Raw genomic sequence first — 19,139 nt, forward strand, 5'->3', positions numbered from 1 at the left:
TTAGAGCAAATAGACTTCAAAGCTAGGAAATTTCAAGTTATTGGCAAAGGTAATAAGCAACGGTGGTGTTTTTATAGTGAATTTGTGCAACTAAGTCTGAATCACTACATCACATATTACAGACATCTAACCCATCCAGCTTTGTTTACTGCTCAACAGCCCAAAACTGGGGTTGTCTCCCGTCTTTCTTACCGTATGGCGCATAAATCCTGGACAAGTTTGATTGGGAATATTCCAGAGCTTCAGGGGGTGAGACTTCATGATTTAAGACACACTTTTGCTACAGAACGGGTGGGACTGATGGGAATTGAAGAACTTAGGGCTTTGATGGGACATGACAGCATTCAGACAACGTTACGGTATCAAAAAGTAACGCCACAACGGGCTGAGAAAGTAGCACAAATGGCGTTTAGTAGTTTGCCAAATTTTTCCGAATAATTTTAATAATTACCTAAATTACACCGGAATAAACAATACTTCTGGCTGGAGTTAAATTTATGGGACAGAGAATACCTCCTACTGTGCACCAATAAATTGAGGTAAGCCGCCTCCTAGAGGGAATGTAGGAATATGAGTGGCTAAGATGCTTACTAGATAAAGGTTTCAGCCTTAGCGTACAATTTTCCCGTTTGGGCACGGTGATGCCAACAGTCATCGTTTGAATACTCCCCTTTTATCGGATGAGGCTATTAGTAGAGAAAGCATTTATGGAGACAGAGGTTAAATGTCTTATTTACTGGATACTAATATTTTGCTCAGGAGTTCAGAACCCTCCCATCCCATGTTTTCTAGTGCAACTACACTGTTCATCTCTTTACTAAAATTGCTCAGGGGTGCGACTTACTCGTTCTGCCCACTTCTGTGCCAACTCAATCGAGTTTACAGCGTTTTGAACGACCCAATACAGCACAGGTGGTTTTGTTTTCCCAACGGCGAAGTGTTCACTAAGTTTTGGGGGAAGCAGGGGATAGCTGATTTTGCCCTTTTCTCTAAAAGTGTAATTTTCTAAAAGTGCAGTTTTATAAATAGGTAAAGTTATAAGTTTACATTTATGCAATTTTCTAGTATTATAACTTTGTATTAATTTTAATTTATAGTTTACACAAGTTGTAAAATTAACTTTTTGACGTTTTACAGCTTTGCATCTATGCAAACAATCAGTTCTATTTCTTTAGCTGGGGGACAGGGAAAGACGACAGTGGTGCTGTTTCTAGCTCGCTTTCTGGCTCAACAGGGACACACCGTTTTAGTCGTTGATGCTGACCCTCAAAGCAGCTTGACTACATTTTTGGGATTTCAAGTTGAACCCGATAGTCCAACTTTATTGGAAGTTCTCAAACGGGAAGTTAACCCGTCGGATGGGATTTATGAAACCAAGTACCCGAACCTGTTCTTAATTCCTTCAGATGATGCTTTGGATAAAGTTCAGGATTACTTAGCGGGAAGTGGGACAGGCGCTTTAACTCTGAAGCGACGCCTGAAAACCGTAGAGTCCCTATTTCACTACTGCATTGTCGATGCGCCGCCTCAACGGTCTCAAATTTGTTTAACCGTGATTGGCGCTTCCGATGGCTTAGTAATTCCCGTTGAAGCTTCTGTGAAAGGATTGCAATCTCTGATTCGGACATTAGAGTTACTCGGCGAACTCAAGCAGGAGGATGAAGAATTCGGGGGTCAAATTCTCGGTATTGTTCCGTTTCGAGATCGGTGGGTGGGGTTGCGGCGCACCAATGAAAGCCAAAGCAACATCGAATCCATGCAGCAAATTACAACGGATTGGTTTGGTCAGGATTTAGTTTTACCTTCAATTCGGGAATCAGAAAAATTCAAACAAGCCATTAATAAAGGATTGACTTTGCACGAAATGGGTCAAGAAGATTTAGCTTATCCCATTGAAGTGTTAGCAACCGCCATTGAAAAATTAGAAGGTCAGAAAAAATGACAGAATCACCGGATATTCGCAGTATTCTCACATCCAAATCCCGTGCTAAAGTTACACCCAGAGATGCTTCCTTAAAATCCATGCAGTCGGCTTCAGAAACAGCCCTGATTCAACCGCAAAATCGGGAAATTGAAGATCCTGAAATGGCAGAAGTGAAACGGTTGCAAACGGAATTAGAGAGATTACCACAGATGGGGAAACGATTAGCAGTTCATTTAGAACAGACTGTACGTTCTGAATTAATGCAGTTGTGTGAGCAAGCGGAAGTTACACCGGAAATCTTTATTGAGGCGATGGTTGTTACGTTACAAACTGAACCTGAACTGTTAGCAAAAATTATTCAAGAGGCTCAGAAACGTCTGCGACAACGGAAACAAGCGGGGGTAATTCGCAGAACTTTAGCAATGATGGAAAAGTATGTTGGGGAAGGGAAATCGGAAAAAGGGAAAACGTTGTGAGAGCGAAAGACAGCAGTTTTGGCGTGAGTCGGACTTGGGTAAAAAATTAGGATTTTCCCGTTGGGTAAAAAACAAATTCTAAACAATGATATGATTGACTGAGATAATTTGAAAATTTTATCGGCTCTATTTTCTAGCCAATTGTAAAAGTAAAGGTTATCAGATTAACTTAATTTATTTTTGGCTCCAAAGTCCAGAAGATGTAATGATTTATGAACCCGCCATCTGGAATCAAATCACCCTCTGAAAATAACCCCCCAATTCCTCTAACAGAACTTCATCAAAAAATTGATGCGGGGGTTAAAGTTACTATTGCTAAAGCCGTAGATAGACATCGGAAATTAGGAGAATCCATTAGTATTTGGCAGGATGGAAAAGTTGTTACCTTAACCGCAGATAAAATCCCTCAGTCTCCATCCAACTATCAAAGTTAGTTGCTATTTTAACCCCAATGAAAATTCTATTAGTTGAGGATGATCAATCAATAGCAGCGATGCTCTGCGTGACTCTCACAGCCCATCGTTATGCCGTCGATTTAGCGAGTGATGGGCAATTGGCATTGGAGTTGTTAATGCAGTGGGATTATGATCTGATTTTACTCGATGTATTAATTCCAGAACTAGATGGAATTAGCCTATGTCGTCAACTGCGCTCACTTGGTAATCAAACTCCGATTCTGATGCTCACGGCTCAAAATTCCCCGGAAAATGTGATTACAGGATTGGATGCTGGAGCCGATGATTATGTGATTAAACCCTTTAATTCCCATCAACTCTTGGCACGGATACGAGCATTGTTGCGTCGTGGGGATAATGCAACTGCGACCGTCTTGAATTGGGGGTATTTGTGTTTAGATCCGACTTTGATGAAAGTAACGTATAAGCAGCAGGAAATCACCTTTAGACCGAAAGAGTACACGCTGCTAGAACTATTTCTGCGACACCAAGAGCGCATTTTTAGCCGCAATGCTATTATTGATAGGCTTTGGTCGAGCGACCAATTGCCTTCGGAAGCCGCCGTCACAACTTTGATTAAAGACTTAAGAAGTCGGTTAAAAGCCGCAGGAATTAATCAAACAGTGATTGAGACAGTTCATGGGTTAGGATATCGACTTAAAGCAGCACCGACGGTGGAGAACAGTATAGAGGTGCAGGATAGCAACGGGGAGAATGACACTCAAACCCACGAAAGAGTCTTTGTTTCAGAGGATGCTGTAGAAGAACGATTTAGATTGTCCTTGGAGCAGAGGATTAGAGTTTTGGAGGATATCGAAGTCGCCCATAAGACCCATCAGTTGAGTCCAGAACAACAGTCGCAGGGTAGAGAAGAAGCCCATAAGTTAGTGGGTGGACTGGGAATATTTGGTTATGGGAAAGGATCGGAAATTGCTCGTTTGATCGAACATCTGCTCAAAAACAATTCCCTGCTAGAAGAACACCAAGGGACTCGATTTTCAGAACTATTAGCTGAGTTAAAAGCATTGATAGCACTTCCCCCTACATTACTAACGGAGGAGTTCAGTTCCAATTCTTTGGTGCTGGCAGTCGGAAGGGATGCTGCATTCACAAAAGACTTTACCACTGAAGCACCACGATGGGGACTGAGGATGGAAGTCGTCAGCGATCATTCAACAGTGCTGCATCGCTTAACACAAACCACTCCAGCAGTGATTCTGCTGGCTCTTGAGCCTGATGGGGTGGACAATTATACGTTATTGCAAACTTTAAAGGTAGATTATCCAGCTATTCCGATTGTCATTCTGTCAGGGCAAGATTCTTTAGACGAGCGGGTCGCGGCTGCCCGTTTGGGAGTCGAGCAATATCTTTCACAGCCTCGCACTTCTAATCAAGTTTTTGAGGCACTGATTCAGGTATTACCTTCACTGCCAACTATAGAACGATTAGAGACAAAGGTGATGATTGTGGATGATGATCCCGTCATGTTAGATACACTAGCGCGGATGCTGCGAACGCAAGGATTAGAGGTAATTTGTCTGGCCCAACCCGATCAATTCTGGGCGTTGCTGACAACAACTGATCCTGCTGCGCTGCTCCTAGATTTGGAGATGCCGACTTACAATGGGCTAGAGCTTTGCCGAGTTGTGCGCCAAGATCCCCGATATAGCCAACTGCCCATTCTAGTTGTTACGGCCCACACAGACCCTGAATCAATGCGACGAGCATTTGCCGTTGGTGCTAATGATGTGCTTGAGAAACCTGTGGTTGAGGCTGAGTTAGTAACACGAATCATCAGCCGGATTAAGCCATTATGCCCAGCAGCCGAATTGAATTTAAACTATATGACGCAACAATAATAAAACTCAATAACCCGCAAGGATGACAGCAGTATGACGAAACACATCCTGGTGATTGATGATGAAGCAGACATTCGAGACGTGATACAGATGTCCCTTGAAGGCTTTGGGGGTTGGAAAGTGATGCAGGCTTCCTCACCGCAGCAAGGCTTACTCAAAGCGAAGACAGAACCCTTTGATGCTATAATTCTCGATATCTCAATGCCGGATATGGACGGGTTTGAGTGCTTTGGGCATTTGCAAGCCGATCTAAATACTCAGATGATTCCAGTTGTTTTGCTGACGGCTAAAGCATTACCGAGCGATCGTCGTCGCTTTGCTGCCATGGGGGTAGCCGGAGTGATTATTAAGCCGTTTAATTCCAAACAAGTCTGGAAACAAGTGGCTGAAATTTTAGGGTGGAATATTTAGAGACTATCTTGAAGTTCTATTGTTCTCATCTATTTCTTATATTTCTAAGCTATATTTTTTAAAAAACTAAGACTGAAGTAGTTTCTTTTATGTCTGATAAGCAGATTTTGCTCATTGACCATGAGGTTTCTGTTCGAGAAGTTTTGCAGATTTGCTTAAGCAGTGTTGGGGGTTGGCGGGTTATATCCGTTGCTTCTATCCAAGCTGGCTTAGAAAAGCTGTGCATTGAGCGTGTGGATGCTGTACTTTTAGATACACCAAACTTAGAAACTGATGGGATCACTTTTATTCAAACCCTTAAAAACGACCCATTTCCTCCGTCTATTCCAGTTATTTTTATTACGGTAAAAGCCAAAAACTTTTTGTTTAATCAGCTGCCAGCTTTGGGAATCGCGGGTGTGATTGCTAAACCATTTAATGCAATGACTTTACCCATTCAAGTGGCTGGAATGTTGAACTGGAGTCTGGGTTCTGAATTTGTTGATTGAGCGATTTTTTGTGATTCTATTTCTTGTTTGTTAGGGTGTATCATTCTGGAATAAAAACCCTGTATAAATGGGAAAAATGAAACTTTTTCTGAATATAATTAATGCCATTGATAATCCTGATCAACAAGGCAGCATGGCTCAATTTGAAACGATATTAAATACAGTTAATCAAGTGGCAACTAAACGAGGAATTGAGTCGGATCAGATGCAAGAAATTCTGACAGTATTGGGTAGATTTTTACGTCCTATCTTGCAACACCAGCAGAGAATGATAGGTGAGCAACCGTTAGAGAATTTGATTGCTCAAATGACAGATGCAGAAACAACGGCAGCGACTATCAACCTACTAATTTCACCGCAGTTGTATCAGCAAATTGTTCAAGGTATTTCTCAAAAAACAGGGATTAGTAGTAACAGGCTTCAGGGTATCCTGCCCACAATTTTGACCGCCATGATGGGGCTATTGTATATGGGTGCAAGTAAATCTGGAGTCAGCTGTTCCAATTCTGTTCTCAATGCTTTTATAGATCGGGATGCTGAGTTAGTTCTTGGTGAGGTTTTGCAGTCTACCGAGTCGTTTCTGAATTTCTCTTAGGAATTTACCAGAAGTTAATGATCAAAAAAATCTAAAACATAAAAGAAGTGCGAATCAATCCAATCCAAATCGGAGGGTTAGCAGCATTATGTTCAGGATTAGTAATGACTAAAAAACCCGGAGTTATAAAAATATTGTCAGTCATTGGGTAGCGATAAGATAACTCAAAATGCAAAGCAGTATCGGGATCTTTCCGTGTCACAATATCATTACTGAAGACTTTAGGAGGCATACCAAAAACAAAACTTAATTGCGAGCCTGCTTTCCCTAAATCACCCACAAACGCAGTCAGAGCCCAACTCCAAATATCCGCTTGAGAACCCTGAGAACCCTCAACATCGCTGACACTGGGAGACCCTTCCGCATGAGCATTAAAATAGCTCATCCAGCCCCCAAAAATGACTTGTGGGTTTAATTTATAAGTAAATTGTAAGCCAAAGGCATCAGAAGAAGTGGGCGTACTCGCACCAAATGGGAATTGAGCGAAGATGCTCCCCTTACTCCCAGTTACATTAATACTTGAAAGCGGATCTGGGGCATAATAATGACCATAAGTAAAAGCTAACCCTAATCGTTCAGAGGGGCTATAACTAAGTTGACTCAACACAGTATATTGACCCTTGAATAGACCCTGGTAGGCATCATTCCCAGAAGTCGTTAAATAACTAATTCCTCCTGCTAATTTGTCTGTAAAATTATAGTAAATGACCCCACCCGTACCAAATGCAAAAGAATAAATCGGACTCTCTGCACCAAAATTAGAAATCGAGTTAACCGGATTAAAAGCCGGAAAAATCCGAGTCGGAAAATCCGCAACTGGAGCCACCGCAATAATCCCCCGCTTCCCAATCGGAAATTCATAAAATAATGTCCCTAACTTAACATTATTACTCGTATTAACAGCACCGATCAAAAGAGTCATGTCAGTACCCGTCACACCATAGCCAAAACCATTAATATTCCCCGCGACTAATTGAGTTCGCAATCGATCTTTCCCCGTAAAACTGGTATCAATTTTCAGCACAACTCCTCCTGATAAAGTCGGATTATCATCCAAATCTTCCCTAGAATCACTCCCAGGAGAAACCGCTTTCTGGTCTCCAAAAGCACTAATTAAATTAAAATCAACTCGACCCCGTAAAACTGTATTTCGACTAAATCGATGTTCTCCCAAAAACGTTAATCGCTCCTCTATATTATCCAGTTTGGCAGTAAGATTAGGAAGCTCTGTAGCAAATTCGGCTTTCATTTTTTCGATTACTAACAAATCTTCTTTTTCCAAAAATTGAGAGTTTAACCTTTCAATTGAACGCCGAATACTCAGCAGACAAGTATTTAGACTGGCGGCAAATTCATAACGAGTCATCGCCCGTTCTCCCTTAAAATTCCCCCCAGGAAAACCGCTAATACACCGATATTTTTCCACTAAATTTCTGAGAGATTCATAAGCCCAATCGCCCGGATTAACATCAGACAACTGATTAACATTAGTCAGGGTTTCATCATCCAGTTCAGGAGGCGGATTACGAGATAAAGTTTCGATTTCCTGAATCGAAATTTCTTCAACTTCCGAATTAGAAGTGAGGGAGGAGAATTCATGAGAATCACTGACAGATGCTTCTCCCGCCAACGTTAAGTTAGAATTTTCTTGGGCTAGGACGGGAGATAAAATCAATAAATGATAACTCAGGAACACTGAGGTTATAGGAAATGATAAATTCAAGTTTTTCATAATTTTTTTCACAGATTAATCCTCACAACTATAACCATTTTTAAGATTGACATGACTTAACAATTGCTAAACCAACTAATTTTAATAAGGTTTAATTCTCAATTCAGTTTTGATAGCATCCTGTGCTTTTTTTGTAACATCTTCTGGAATTTTGGTGTACCCTAACGACTCATTAAAAGTTTGACCCTCTGTTAAAATCCAGGTCAATAGATTTTGAGTGGCTTGCAACGTATCGGGATTAAGATACTGTTTAGAAATTAGGAGCCAAGTTAAACTGACCAACGGATAACCCGCTTCTGGATCTTTGATATCTTCTGTGGTAAAGTCATCATTAAACTTGAGATTTGCTAGAGCTTTTTGAGTTTCTGCTAAAGTGGGTTGAAGGTAACGACCTGTCCGATTTTCAAGACTAGCAATCGAAAGATTGTTAGCAACAGCAACGTTACTTTGTACATAGCCAATTGCCCCCTCAATTCTACGGACTTCTCCGGCGATTCCACTATCTTCGGGAAAGCTAGAAAATACCTTAAATCCCCAATCAGGATTTCGACTAGCTGGGATTTTTCCTTCGGTGATTTTGTTTAAATATTTAGTGAGAATAAAGCTAGTAGCACAATTGTCTGAACAAACAACAACTTGAATTTTTTGATTAGGAAAACTGGGATGAATCTGTTGCCAATTTGTAATTTTTCCAGTAAATATTTTTGCTAGTTGTTCACGGGATAATTTAACTTCTCTGGTGATTTGTTGCAGGTTATAAACAATAGCTAAAGCTCCTCCTCCTGTAGGTACCATTAGTAACCCATCTTCCATTTGATTTTGTTCAATGGGAGTGGGAATTAAACTACTCCCGCCAAAGTCAATGGATTTGTTAATAAATAAGCGAATTCCTCCCCCACTCCCAATGGTTGTGTATTTAAACATTTTTCCGGTTTGCTGTTGGTATTCTTGGCTATAACGTTGATAAAGCGGTTCAGCAAAAGAATCACCAGCACCCCTCAGTAATTGCGCCCTAGCTGAATTTGGGGTAAAAGAAATTGTGGTGATTGTTAATGTAGCCGTTAACAGTTTATGCCAGTTATTCATAGTAAATGTGTTCATGAATATCTTGATTAAGTAAAGGTCTGTCACCTTAAGTGACCGGTGCCCGGAAATAAATTTCGGGCTTAAAGCTAAAGTTATCTAAAGATAACTAAAGAGTTAATTCCCAAAACCTGTTAAAACGGGTTTTAGCTTTAAGCCTGTTCGCGCAGCGTTGCGGAGCAATCATTGATTTCAGGGCTTTTGATGGGCTAAAGATTGATTTTTTTTCGATAAATGATGACTTGATTACCATCGGCTGCAATTTCTAACCAAAAATCTTGAATGACAAATTGATAGTAAAATTCCCCAAGACGGGTACTGCGCCAAGTGCTGATTAGTTGTTCATTGGGTGCCCATTTTTGGAAGGCTTTGACGGCAATTTCAGGAACTTCACTGACATCAATTTGTTCATCAACTTGAACAAGAGTACCTGTGGGAGTTGCTTGTACTTCTACTTGAAAACCTTGTTGGTTTTTTCCTCGGAGGATGTAGATTAATGAACCATCTGATTTTAGTTCTATTCGAGCTTTGTTAAATTCAGCGTTGGTTGCAGTTTTGGCGGCAGACATGGCGGGAAGTGCAACTTCTTCTAGGGGAATTTCTCGGACTATTCCTCCTAGATTTTGGGCGATTAATATATCTCCTTTCTTAGTCAAAGATTGAGCTTGAACATCACAGGGATAGATGAAAGAGGTAGAAATCGCCATTCCTGTAAGGATTAATATACTTTGCCAATTTTTTGTGTAAACAATCATGATTTTTTGAATTAATTTATGTTGTTTTAGTTTCATTCACTGACTCCGTGCTTGTGATTAACGTCGGTAAAATTTAAGGTTTGACTAATTCGGTTAAATCTGATATTTTCAGAGAATGCCAAATTAATCTTCGCTAGTTTCATGATTAGCCGGAAGTAGAATTCCTTCCTGTAACAAGGTATCCATAAATGTCTTTCGTAAAATTCGCTGAATCTGAAGATGTTTTCCGGGTTTCACTTTAGTTAATGTCCTTAGCAATAAGTTGGATTCGCTCACACTTTCTACCCCATCAATTTGTGTAGGCTCCAGAATATCTGTAGAATTAGCTTTTAACTTTTGTCCTATGTCCTCAATAACTTGATAGATATAAACTAAATTAGAATCATAAGGGACGCTAACTTCTACTACTGCAAAAACATATTGTTTGGAATAGTTAGTAATGGAACTCATATCACCATTGCGAATAATTTGTAATTGACCATTGGGATGTCGGATGCGGGTTGTTCTGAGTTCGATGGCTTCAACAATCCCTTCTACTTTGGTTTCTTCGGCTTTCCTCAACTCAACATAATCCCCCACTAAATAGTAGTTTTCAAACAGAATAAAAAACCCACTGACGATATCGTTAATTAGGGTCTGGGCTCCTAAACCGATAGCAATACCAACAATCCCCGCACCTGCTAATATGGGAGTGGGATTAATATCAAGGGTATAAAGAATGAAAATTCCAACGGTAAAATACACTAAGTATTGCAATAAACTCTTAAACAAGGGAATTAGAGTTAAGCGTCTACTTCTTTGGATGTCCGTCAAATTCTGCTCTTTAAATACTACTTCTTCTACGAGTAAGTGGATGACTTCAAATACTACTTGACTTAAGAAAACTATGGCAATAATTTTAATAATTCGTAGACCAAAAGTGGAGAGTTGGGCGATTAATTGGATCTGTTGTGTTACTAATGTGGCGATGCAGACATAAATAACAAATTCCAGACACCGTTTTAATAACGGAATCAGGTGTTGGAGACGAGCATAAAATCGCAATAGGTTATCGGAGTTGGAGTATTTGACAGTAAGAACATCAAGGGTATCGACAATGGCGGCGACGGCTTTTAAAATCAGTAATCCGACTGCTATAATCAGATAGATTCGGAGTGCAATATAGAGATATTCGGAAATGATGACGGGTAATTTGAGAAATTGGGTACAGCAAATAATTACCCCCAGCCAAATTCCGCCTCTGATTCTTTGATAAAGGGCGGTAAAGAAAGCATCAATACTTTCATCGTCGGCGGTGCTTGTTTCGATGTTTTTGGCGCGAGTGCTGGCTATTTTTAGCCAATATTTAAGCAGTTTTAGAGCGATTACTGCTACAACAACAGCACCAATACTTTGACCAATACCGATTCCGAGGGTAATCCAAAATCCTGGGGGAATACGGCTAATTAAATTGAGTGTATATTGTTGAATATTTTTACCTTGATAGAGTAAAAACCCATTCACTCCGACAATCAAAATACACAGCAATAAGCCAACTAATACCAACAATCTTGTGATATTGCGATGCAGGGTTTTGATTCGGGGATCTTCACTTTTAAAGATAGAAAATTTAATTAAAAGTTGGGATGAATTTCTCACTATCCCAATCAAAACTAGAAAAATAATGATCACTAGGCTAACTTCAGCCAAGATAATTAATAGGTTGCTCATTTCATTGTCAAAGTCAAAATTAAGAGTTTAATAGACTATTTACTGATAACTGATAATGCGGATACTTGATAACTGTATTAGTTAATATCTTGAACAATCCGAAAACCAGCGTGTTGATAGAAATTCGGACGAAACCAATTTCGATAATATTTTAAAGCTTCCGTACCATTTGTTATCCAACAGCCTCCTAACATCATTTGATGTTGAGTATCAAAAAAGATGGCAGAATTATCTTCATAAAGAAAATGGGGTTTATATCCTGAAAGGGGGTTTAAATGATCACTCAACCATTCCCAAACATTCCCCCGCAAATCATAGAGTCCAGAGTAACTTTTTGCCGTTTCTAACAGTCCGACGGGACTGGGTGAACCGAATTTAAAATTGAGATTATAATGGTCTACATCTTCGACTAAACCATTACCATAAGTGGCGACATTGTACTCGGCTTCATTCATTAACCGAGTTCCTTCACCTTTCCAACGACAATAAGCCATTGCTTCGTAGTAATTAACTTCTGCTGGCCAATCTAACGGTAAATCCATTTCATCAAATTGGGCGCGATATTTATAACTGCCATTTTCTAAGCACCAAAATTTGGGATGTTGGATATTATTTTCAGTTTTCCATTGCCAAGATTTTTTATCCCAATATTCTTGATTATCGTAGCCACCCGCCTTAACAAAATCCAGAAATTCGCTATTCGTAATTAGATATTTACTGGCTACAAAAGGTGCTACTTCAACAATGCGTGACCCATAATCGATATCCCAACCATAGGTTGAATCATCAAAAGCTTTGCCCAGTTTTGCAATTCCACCTGCAACTTTGAGCATTTCATTCTCTGGAATATAAGCTTTAGAAGGGGCATATTTCCAGTCTGAGGGACGTTTAACTCTTTCAATGGGTAACTGGCGAAATAACATGGAAGAGGTTTCAACATGAATTCGCTGATGTTCTATTCCCATGATTAACGCCCACAGGGGATGATCAGCAAGAATTGGCAAAGTAATCGGCGTTTTTTTAATAAATTCTAATAGGATTTCTAAGACTTGTTCTCGATATTTCCAAGCCGATGCAACGTCTGGCCATTCTAAATGGGCGATCGCTTGATTTAATTCGGTGGGTGTTTCGGGATCAACCCCAACTCCAAACAGAATTTCATAGTCCTGATTAAGACATTTTTCTAATAATCCCACCCGAACTAATTTATTAATATAGAAAGCCGCCGAATGTCCAAGATAAAAAATTAGCGGATTTCTCAAGGGGTCAGGATTCAGATAAAATGTGTCTTCCCCGACTAAACTTTTTAGAAGAACATCTTCGAGTTGCCAAGCTTCCTGAAAATAATTGATCAGGGTTTGGCGATCGCAACAATCTAGTTTGGGAGGACAATTATATACAAGGGTGTTCATGGGTAATGACGATGAATTTTTTCTCAAAATAAAATCCAAAAATCGGGCTTTATTGTTCAATTTTATCAACAAAATCGTTTCCAGCTTGACAAAGAATTAACCCAAACCATTGTTTTGGATCAGTCCAAATTTTTACGGTTTTGAGGTGCTTGTACTCCAGTTGTTTTTGTAGAGATGCTAAATCAAATTTGCGAGAAATTTCTGTGAGAATGGATTCTCCCTTAGCTAAGAAAATTTTAAAATCTAAACGGTCTAGGGATACCCAATGACTCTTTTGGCAATTCAGATACATCTCGATTTGATGATCCTCTTGATTGTAAATCGCTTGATGGGTGAATGAATTTAGGTCAAAATTGCCTTGAAAACGCCAATTCAAATGGGAAAGCATATTAAGATTAAAAGCTGCGGTAACGCCCTGACTATCGTTATAAGCTGGCTCTAATATTTCTTTGGGTTTTTGTAAATCAATTCCTAATAGGAAGTAATCACCGGGTTGTAATGTTTTGGCAATTTGACTTAAGAAAATATCACAGTCTCTAGGATTAAAATTCCCCATAGAACTCCCTAAGAAAAAAATTATCCGTGATGATACTGGGGTTGATTCTAGCTTAACCAGGGCTTGTTCGTAGGTTCCGATTAATCCTTGAATTGAGAAAGTCGGATATTGTTGTTGTAGTTTGACAACGGTAGAGTTAAGTATGCCACCGCTTACATCAATGGGAATATATTGAGATTGATTGGCAATTTTTTGATAAGCATCTAACAGAAATAGTGTTTTTGTAGAACTGCCACTCCCTAATTCTACCAGTTCACAACCCCCTGTAATTTGAGCAATTTCATCGGCATATTGGCTCAAAATTGAGGCTTCTGTTCGAGTGGGGTAATATTCGGGTAACTCGCAAATTTGTTCAAATAAATTTGATCCGTGATCGTCGTAAAAATATTTGGGCGGTAAATACTTAAATTCGTTAGTTAATCCTTGAATAACATCTTCACCCTCCCGATTTAGATGTTGATTTGATTTATCAATACTTTGCAAACAAGTTGTTAACATCACGTTCCCTTTTTTTAATTTTAAATTTTCTATCAACATAATTTCATACTCAAAATCAATCGTCAAGATTTGCTTTTAAAAACTTTACATTTTAAAAAGCAAAAAAATAGCCAAATTTGTGTATTGCTTAAGTAGAGTTTAAGCATACATTTGTGTTAATTTAAGCTAAAAATTACTGATTAAATCTGAGATTATATCCTCCTGAGTTACTGTTTTAAGGGAAAATTTAAATCCTGTTCTATCCTTTTTAAAGGGGTTATAGGGTATCTAATACTCAAGATTAAGTTAAAGTATTATCACCCTTCCCTATTCCCTTCAAATCATATTTTTTTGCCCTGAACGAATCGGAATGCTAGATTTAATTGTTGGCAGCTTTCTGACTTTGTTTATAGTGTTCTGGGTCGGTTCGGAGATCGACATACAAGAAATCGATACCCTCTTGTTCTAGGAGTTCTAATATGGCTAGGTTCAAATTTTTCTCTGCATCAAAGTAGAGATTGTCATCATTAACAAAAGCAACGATGTTAATCACACGGGCATTATTTTCAATCTTGCTAAACCGAACAATCATCTCTTTAGACAAGCCCTTAATAAATGTGGGCATTTCTCGAATTGCATCACAGATTCGGGCGGTTTGCTTGGCTGAAATACTATCAATTTTGAGCGTTAAACTAATACCCCACTTTAATTCATCACCTGGATTTTGTGACCAATTTTCTACAATTCCCGTAATCATTTTAGAGTTAGGCATTTTCACAATTGAACCCCATTGATAGACATGGAGGGTTGTTGTTCTAAATCCTATACTCATGATCTGTACAAAACCCTGTAATCCTGAGACTGAAACCCAATCTCCTTCTCGATAAAGATTATCAGAATAGATAATAATGGTACAAAACCAGTCATAAACAATATCTTTCAACAGCAAACCCAAAGTAATCCCAGCACCTCCTAATAGACCCACAAGTGCTGCTGCGGATTGTCCTAAAAATATTTCACTGACTTTAATTGTGAGTACGATAATGGCTGCCGATTGAAAAATCTTTGGCATCAAGGGTCTGAGTAACTCATCGAGTTCGGTTTCGGTACGCAGCATGACATTAGCAATGATCTGCCCGAAGATCGAAGCACTGCGATAAATTACATAAGCAACGATGAAAAAAACAATTAAGTTAAGAATTTTAGTGATGGCTTCGCTCAATTGTGGCCCAATATTGGTCGCCAGAATCTCCTTAACGAGCCACAGTCCACCAATCAGAATCAGCCAACTTAAGGCGGGTTTGAGAATCGCAATTAATTCATCATCCAGTGTACTCTCGGTTTTTCGGGTTAAATACTCAATGCGTTTAATAATTGCTTCGATCAAAAATCGTCTGAATACCTGTGTTATTGTCAGGATCAGAATGACTAGAATAATTTTGCCGACTGGGACACCTGAAACATCGATATTGATGTTTTTTAGGGTGTTTAAAATTTGTTCCATAATTAGTTGATCTCCTGATATAGTCTTCTTTGACAACTCCCTGGCCGTAGGAGAAGTCGGTGAACCCGTTTGCCTACAATACTTTAGGTGAAAAATATAAGAAATATATGAGATTGACCCCTACAAGTTAACCGATTCCTTCAGAAGAATCCTGTCTTGATCAAAAGTTGGGATTGGATTGTGCAAATTGGTGTCAAGAGTTAAGTTTTTGCCACAGAAAAGCATACATGGGTTCTATTTCAAAGGCATTAAATTCTTGGCGAGTGATTAAACGCCATGACAAATCCTCTAGCACCTGTTTTAAAGATTCATTAGTGTTGTAGTAGTCTGCTCGCACCGTTAGGAGAAAATAGCCTCCAGACTTTAACAAAGAAGATAGATTGTTTAAAGCTTGGGGATGAGCATGACCAAAGGTAAAAACGCCTACAGAAATAATAGCATCAAATGATTCCTTGTCAAATTGTTTTAGGGATTCGTCTTCTAAGTTTCCCAGGAATAAATCCCGATAAACTTGTTTTTTTCGAGCAATTTCTAGCATTTCCTCGGAAATATCAACTCCTACAATTTGGGTATATCCAAGTTCGGCAAGTGCTTCTCCAACCATTCCTGTACCTGCACCGGCATCGAGGATGATTGCATTTTTATGGGGCAAGAATTGGGCTAAAGTTTGGGCTGAATTAATCGGAGAAACCCGATAGGATTTATCTAATTCTTGATCATAGATTCTCGCCCAGGCATTGTATTTATTCCGTAAGGTTTCTCGATTGTTTGTTTCGTAAATCCAAGTTAAGCGATCGCTAACTTTTGTACAAAGATAAAATCCCCATCCTAATTCCCTTTTATCAATAGCCTCGCACATTTTTTGATATGCTATGCTTAAATCTGGATATTTTTCTAAAGCCAGTTGAGAGAGCAACTCATAGCTTTTTTTTAGGTGGTCGCTCAAGTCTACTTTTTCCCCAACCAATAAGCCTAACTGACTGAGGAAATCTGCATAACTCTCAAAGCTAAAAGTGGGTTCAAAAAGTAATCTTTCGTAAACATATTGCCAACCCGATGAGCTAATTTCTGGAATAGGCGTAAGTAAGTCATCGAAGATAAATGTACCTCCTTCTTGCAGAACTCGATGAATTTCTTCTAATGCTTTCTCCTTTTGTGGGATGTGATAAATTGTGGCTTGACTCCAAACATGGGTAAAGGAATTATCGTCATAAGGTAAGCTAGTGGCAGATGCTTTTTCAAAGGAAATATTTAGGTGAGGATAATTTTTAGCTTTCTCTTTAGCATTATTAACCCGCACACCGCTTAGATCGATGCCAACAACTTCACACCCCGTTTGTTGAGCCAGCCAAATCGCGGTGTTACCATTACCACAACCAATATCTAACACCTTGGAAGAGGCATCAATTTTGCTCTGTTCGAGCATATAGAGATTCCATCGTTGACAAGCCTTAATAAACTCTTCAGGCTGAGAGTCTTCTAAGTTGTCAAAATACCCCAAATGGAGACTGCCTTCTTCATCCCAAAAACTTCGATATAGACTATCTTCACTATCATCAAAGGCTTCGGTTTCTGCTTCTGCGATTTTTTTTAATTTCATTGTTTTTTACCTAATAAATAACTTTAGTTACTGAGGTCGAGTGCTGCTTGGCAAATTTATTCATAAAGAATATCAGCGTTTCTACTGCTTCTTGGGTGACACCGTTATAAAGACTAACCCGACATCCTCCTCTAGTGCGATGTCCCGCTACTCCAATGATTCCCGCTTGAGAAGTTTCGTAAATAAACTGTTTTTCTAGGGTTTCATTTGGAATTGTAAAAACCACATTCATTTGAGAACGGGAAGATGGCTCTACAGGACAATGAAATAAAGACGTTGAATCAATAAAATCATAAAGTAAAGAAGCCTTCTTCTGGTTAATTTTTCCTAGCTTTTCCAGTCCCCCAATATCTTCTTCAATCCATCGTAAAATCTGCCAAGTGATATAAATTGAAAAGCAGGGCGGAGTATGATAATTAGACTTGTTTTTAATATGGGTGCGGTAGTCGAAAATTTCAGGTAGCCCCTCGCAAATTTTGGTCAACATTTCTTTGCGAATTAAGACAATAGTAGTACCAGCCAGTCCAACATTTTTTTGAGCATGGGCGTAAATAACACTCAAGTTGCTAACATCAATCTGCTTACTCATAAAATCGGAACTCATGTCAGCAATCACCGGAATCGGAATTTCTGGAAAGCTATGAAATTGAGTACCAACAACGGTGTTATTGCTACAAAGGTGAAGAAACTTAGCGCCCGGACGGGTATCAATTTCATTTAAGTTGGGAACAGAGGTGTGGTTATAATCAGATGATGAAGCGATAATTTTTAAGTTTCTCCCTAAACTTTGGGCAGCGCGAATCGCTTTTCCTGTCCAATATCCTGTATCAATATAATCAATTGGATCGCCTGGTTGAGAGAAATTCATGGGAACCATGAGAAATTGCAATGATCCTCCACCTTGGAGGAAGATAATCTCAAATTGATCATCTAAACCCATCAACTTCTTAATGCGTTTAGCACTATCATCAATGATAAATTGAATCTCATCACTGCGATGGCTTAATTCCATCACACTCATCCCCGTACCCTTGAAGTTAAACAGTTCTGCATGAACTCTTTCCAAAACGGGTAAAGGGATAGCACCAGGGCCAGCATAAAAGTTGATCGCCCGACGGTCGGAAAAGTTTTTATTTACTAGAGTTTTTTGGGATAATATCATATTTTTGATAACTTTTTGAGGGCAACTGATTAATTCCGAGCTATTTAGATAATTTTCATAAAATTTTTATTAAGTTTTTTCAAAAATTCTGGTTATTTCCTACAATCATTACCCCACAAAAACCTAGATCGTAAGTTTCCATTGAGAAATGATTAGACTCCAGTAACTCTTGAAAATAGTTGATGGGATAAGCATAAGCAGTATGTTGTCCATCTTCCATAATTACCTTATTTCCATTAATACTATTTACTTTGTAGCCACAATTTTTGTAAAGTTTCAATCTTTCCTGCATGACGGCATCACTGCATTGATAGGTAGAAATAAAAATTCTTTCTTCAACCCATTGACTCAGCCCCCTAAACACATCTGGATGAATTTCTGGTGGCATATTACCAATGGTATTCCAAGCTAAAGTGGCAAATTGATAGGTCTTAGACAGAAGAGATGATAAATCCTTAGCATTCCCATGAATCACATCAACATTAGGCAAATTATTGGTTCTTTTTCTGGAAACATTGACCAGATATTCAGCATAGTCAATGCCGAGTATTTCTCCCACAACTGGGGCAAGCATCTCCAGATAGCGACCATCCCCACAGCCTATTTCTAGCAGACTTTTAGCTCCTTGCAAATGCTTTAATAAAAAAGCTTCCTCCACTGCCATATATTCTTGAATTCCTTCAGGATAATTCTGATAGTCAAGAACTGCCAGACCTTTTTCCTGTTCGTAAATATTTGTACTTTCCATTGTTTTTTAGAAACCTCGATTAATTCGTTTTTGGGACATAAAATCTCAAGCCAGTTCCTCGAACAGTTGGAGAAACTGTTCTGTCTCCACATCTAAACAAGCTTCTACATTAGTTTGCAAGGTCTATCAACTAAGCAAGATAGAGGAAAAATATAAGAAATATATGAGAAGGAGAAAATTTCCCATTCTCTC

General features: G+C 39.0%; 18 protein-coding genes. 8 read left to right on the plus strand and 10 right to left on the minus strand.

Annotation, left to right across the window (positions count from 1 at the left end; genetic code table 11):
- The 8 genes from PL9214_RS01115 to PL9214_RS01155 all read left to right on the plus strand — a co-directional run.
- Positions 1 to 438, plus strand: a 438-nt coding sequence (locus PL9214_RS01115) for a tyrosine-type recombinase/integrase (RefSeq protein ID WP_139294928.1), incomplete at its 5' end; no start/stop codon positions are given.
- 709 nt (positions 439 to 1,147) lie between these two features.
- Complete coding sequence (locus tag PL9214_RS01125) at positions 1,148 to 1,942, plus strand: ParA family protein (RefSeq protein ID WP_072717020.1); 795 nt, start codon at positions 1,148 to 1,150, stop codon at positions 1,940 to 1,942.
- Positions 1,939 to 2,400 (plus strand): carboxysome distribution maintenance protein McdB, encoded by a 462-nt coding sequence (locus PL9214_RS01130; RefSeq protein WP_072717021.1) that lies wholly within the window; start codon positions 1,939 to 1,941, stop codon positions 2,398 to 2,400. Before PL9214_RS01125 ends, PL9214_RS01130 begins: the two co-directional genes overlap by 4 nt.
- 212 nt (positions 2,401 to 2,612) lie before the next feature.
- Entirely contained in the window at positions 2,613 to 2,834 is a 222-nt protein-coding gene (locus PL9214_RS01135) for a hypothetical protein (protein WP_072717022.1), read from the plus strand.
- 17 nt (positions 2,835 to 2,851) lie between these two features.
- Positions 2,852 to 4,714: a response regulator gene (locus PL9214_RS01140; protein WP_072717023.1), complete on the plus strand. Its 1,863-nt coding sequence runs from the start codon at positions 2,852 to 2,854 to the stop codon at positions 4,712 to 4,714.
- Positions 4,715 to 4,747: 33 nt separating this feature from the next.
- Positions 4,748 to 5,125: a response regulator gene (locus tag PL9214_RS01145; protein ID WP_072717024.1), complete on the plus strand. Its 378-nt coding sequence runs from the start codon at positions 4,748 to 4,750 to the stop codon at positions 5,123 to 5,125.
- A gap of 89 nt (positions 5,126 to 5,214) precedes the next feature.
- Entirely contained in the window at positions 5,215 to 5,613 is a 399-nt protein-coding gene (locus PL9214_RS01150) for a response regulator (RefSeq protein ID WP_072717025.1), read from the plus strand.
- Positions 5,614 to 5,689: 76 nt separating this feature from the next.
- Positions 5,690 to 6,208, plus strand: a complete 519-nt coding sequence (locus tag PL9214_RS01155; protein WP_072717034.1) for a hypothetical protein — start codon at positions 5,690 to 5,692, stop codon at positions 6,206 to 6,208.
- Between the two features lie 31 nt (positions 6,209 to 6,239).
- Here PL9214_RS01155 and PL9214_RS01160 read toward each other — a convergent pair whose 3' ends face one another.
- From PL9214_RS01160 to PL9214_RS01205, 10 genes are all read right to left on the minus strand, one after another.
- Positions 6,240 to 7,940 carry an iron uptake porin gene (locus PL9214_RS01160; protein WP_072717035.1) on the minus strand — a complete coding sequence of 567 codons (1,701 nt, stop codon included), beginning with the start codon at positions 7,938 to 7,940 and terminating at the stop codon, positions 6,240 to 6,242.
- Between the two features lie 81 nt (positions 7,941 to 8,021).
- Positions 8,022 to 9,041: a phosphate ABC transporter substrate-binding protein PstS gene (gene pstS / locus PL9214_RS01165; protein ID WP_072717026.1), complete on the minus strand. Its 1,020-nt coding sequence runs from the start codon at positions 9,039 to 9,041 to the stop codon at positions 8,022 to 8,024.
- A 191-nt stretch (positions 9,042 to 9,232) separates the two neighbouring features.
- Positions 9,233 to 9,814, minus strand: a complete 582-nt coding sequence (locus tag PL9214_RS01170; protein WP_072717027.1) for a hypothetical protein — start codon at positions 9,812 to 9,814, stop codon at positions 9,233 to 9,235.
- An 87-nt stretch (positions 9,815 to 9,901) separates the two neighbouring features.
- Positions 9,902 to 11,488: a mechanosensitive ion channel family protein gene (locus tag PL9214_RS01175; RefSeq protein WP_072717028.1), complete on the minus strand. Its 1,587-nt coding sequence runs from the start codon at positions 11,486 to 11,488 to the stop codon at positions 9,902 to 9,904.
- A gap of 77 nt (positions 11,489 to 11,565) precedes the next feature.
- Entirely contained in the window at positions 11,566 to 12,900 is a 1,335-nt protein-coding gene (gene ovoA / locus PL9214_RS01180; RefSeq protein ID WP_072717029.1) for a 5-histidylcysteine sulfoxide synthase, read from the minus strand.
- Between the two features lie 49 nt (positions 12,901 to 12,949).
- Positions 12,950 to 13,993 (minus strand): L-histidine N(alpha)-methyltransferase, encoded by a 1,044-nt coding sequence (gene egtD / locus PL9214_RS01185; RefSeq protein WP_222425184.1) that lies wholly within the window; start codon positions 13,991 to 13,993, stop codon positions 12,950 to 12,952.
- Positions 13,994 to 14,312: 319 nt separating this feature from the next.
- Positions 14,313 to 15,437 carry a mechanosensitive ion channel family protein gene (locus PL9214_RS01190; protein ID WP_072717030.1) on the minus strand — a complete coding sequence of 375 codons (1,125 nt, stop codon included), beginning with the start codon at positions 15,435 to 15,437 and terminating at the stop codon, positions 14,313 to 14,315.
- Between the two features lie 193 nt (positions 15,438 to 15,630).
- Positions 15,631 to 17,037: a methyltransferase domain-containing protein gene (locus tag PL9214_RS01195; RefSeq protein ID WP_072717031.1), complete on the minus strand. Its 1,407-nt coding sequence runs from the start codon at positions 17,035 to 17,037 to the stop codon at positions 15,631 to 15,633.
- A gap of 10 nt (positions 17,038 to 17,047) precedes the next feature.
- Positions 17,048 to 18,199: a 3-phosphoserine/phosphohydroxythreonine transaminase gene (gene serC, locus PL9214_RS01200; RefSeq protein WP_072717032.1), complete on the minus strand. Its 1,152-nt coding sequence runs from the start codon at positions 18,197 to 18,199 to the stop codon at positions 17,048 to 17,050.
- A 79-nt stretch (positions 18,200 to 18,278) separates the two neighbouring features.
- Positions 18,279 to 18,947 carry a class I SAM-dependent methyltransferase gene (locus PL9214_RS01205; RefSeq protein ID WP_072717033.1) on the minus strand — a complete coding sequence of 223 codons (669 nt, stop codon included), beginning with the start codon at positions 18,945 to 18,947 and terminating at the stop codon, positions 18,279 to 18,281.
- Between the last annotated feature and the right edge of the window lie 192 nt (positions 18,948 to 19,139).

It is taken from the genome of Planktothrix tepida PCC 9214, from assembly GCF_900009145.1.
Classification (GTDB): domain Bacteria; phylum Cyanobacteriota; class Cyanobacteriia; order Cyanobacteriales; family Microcoleaceae; genus Planktothrix; species Planktothrix tepida.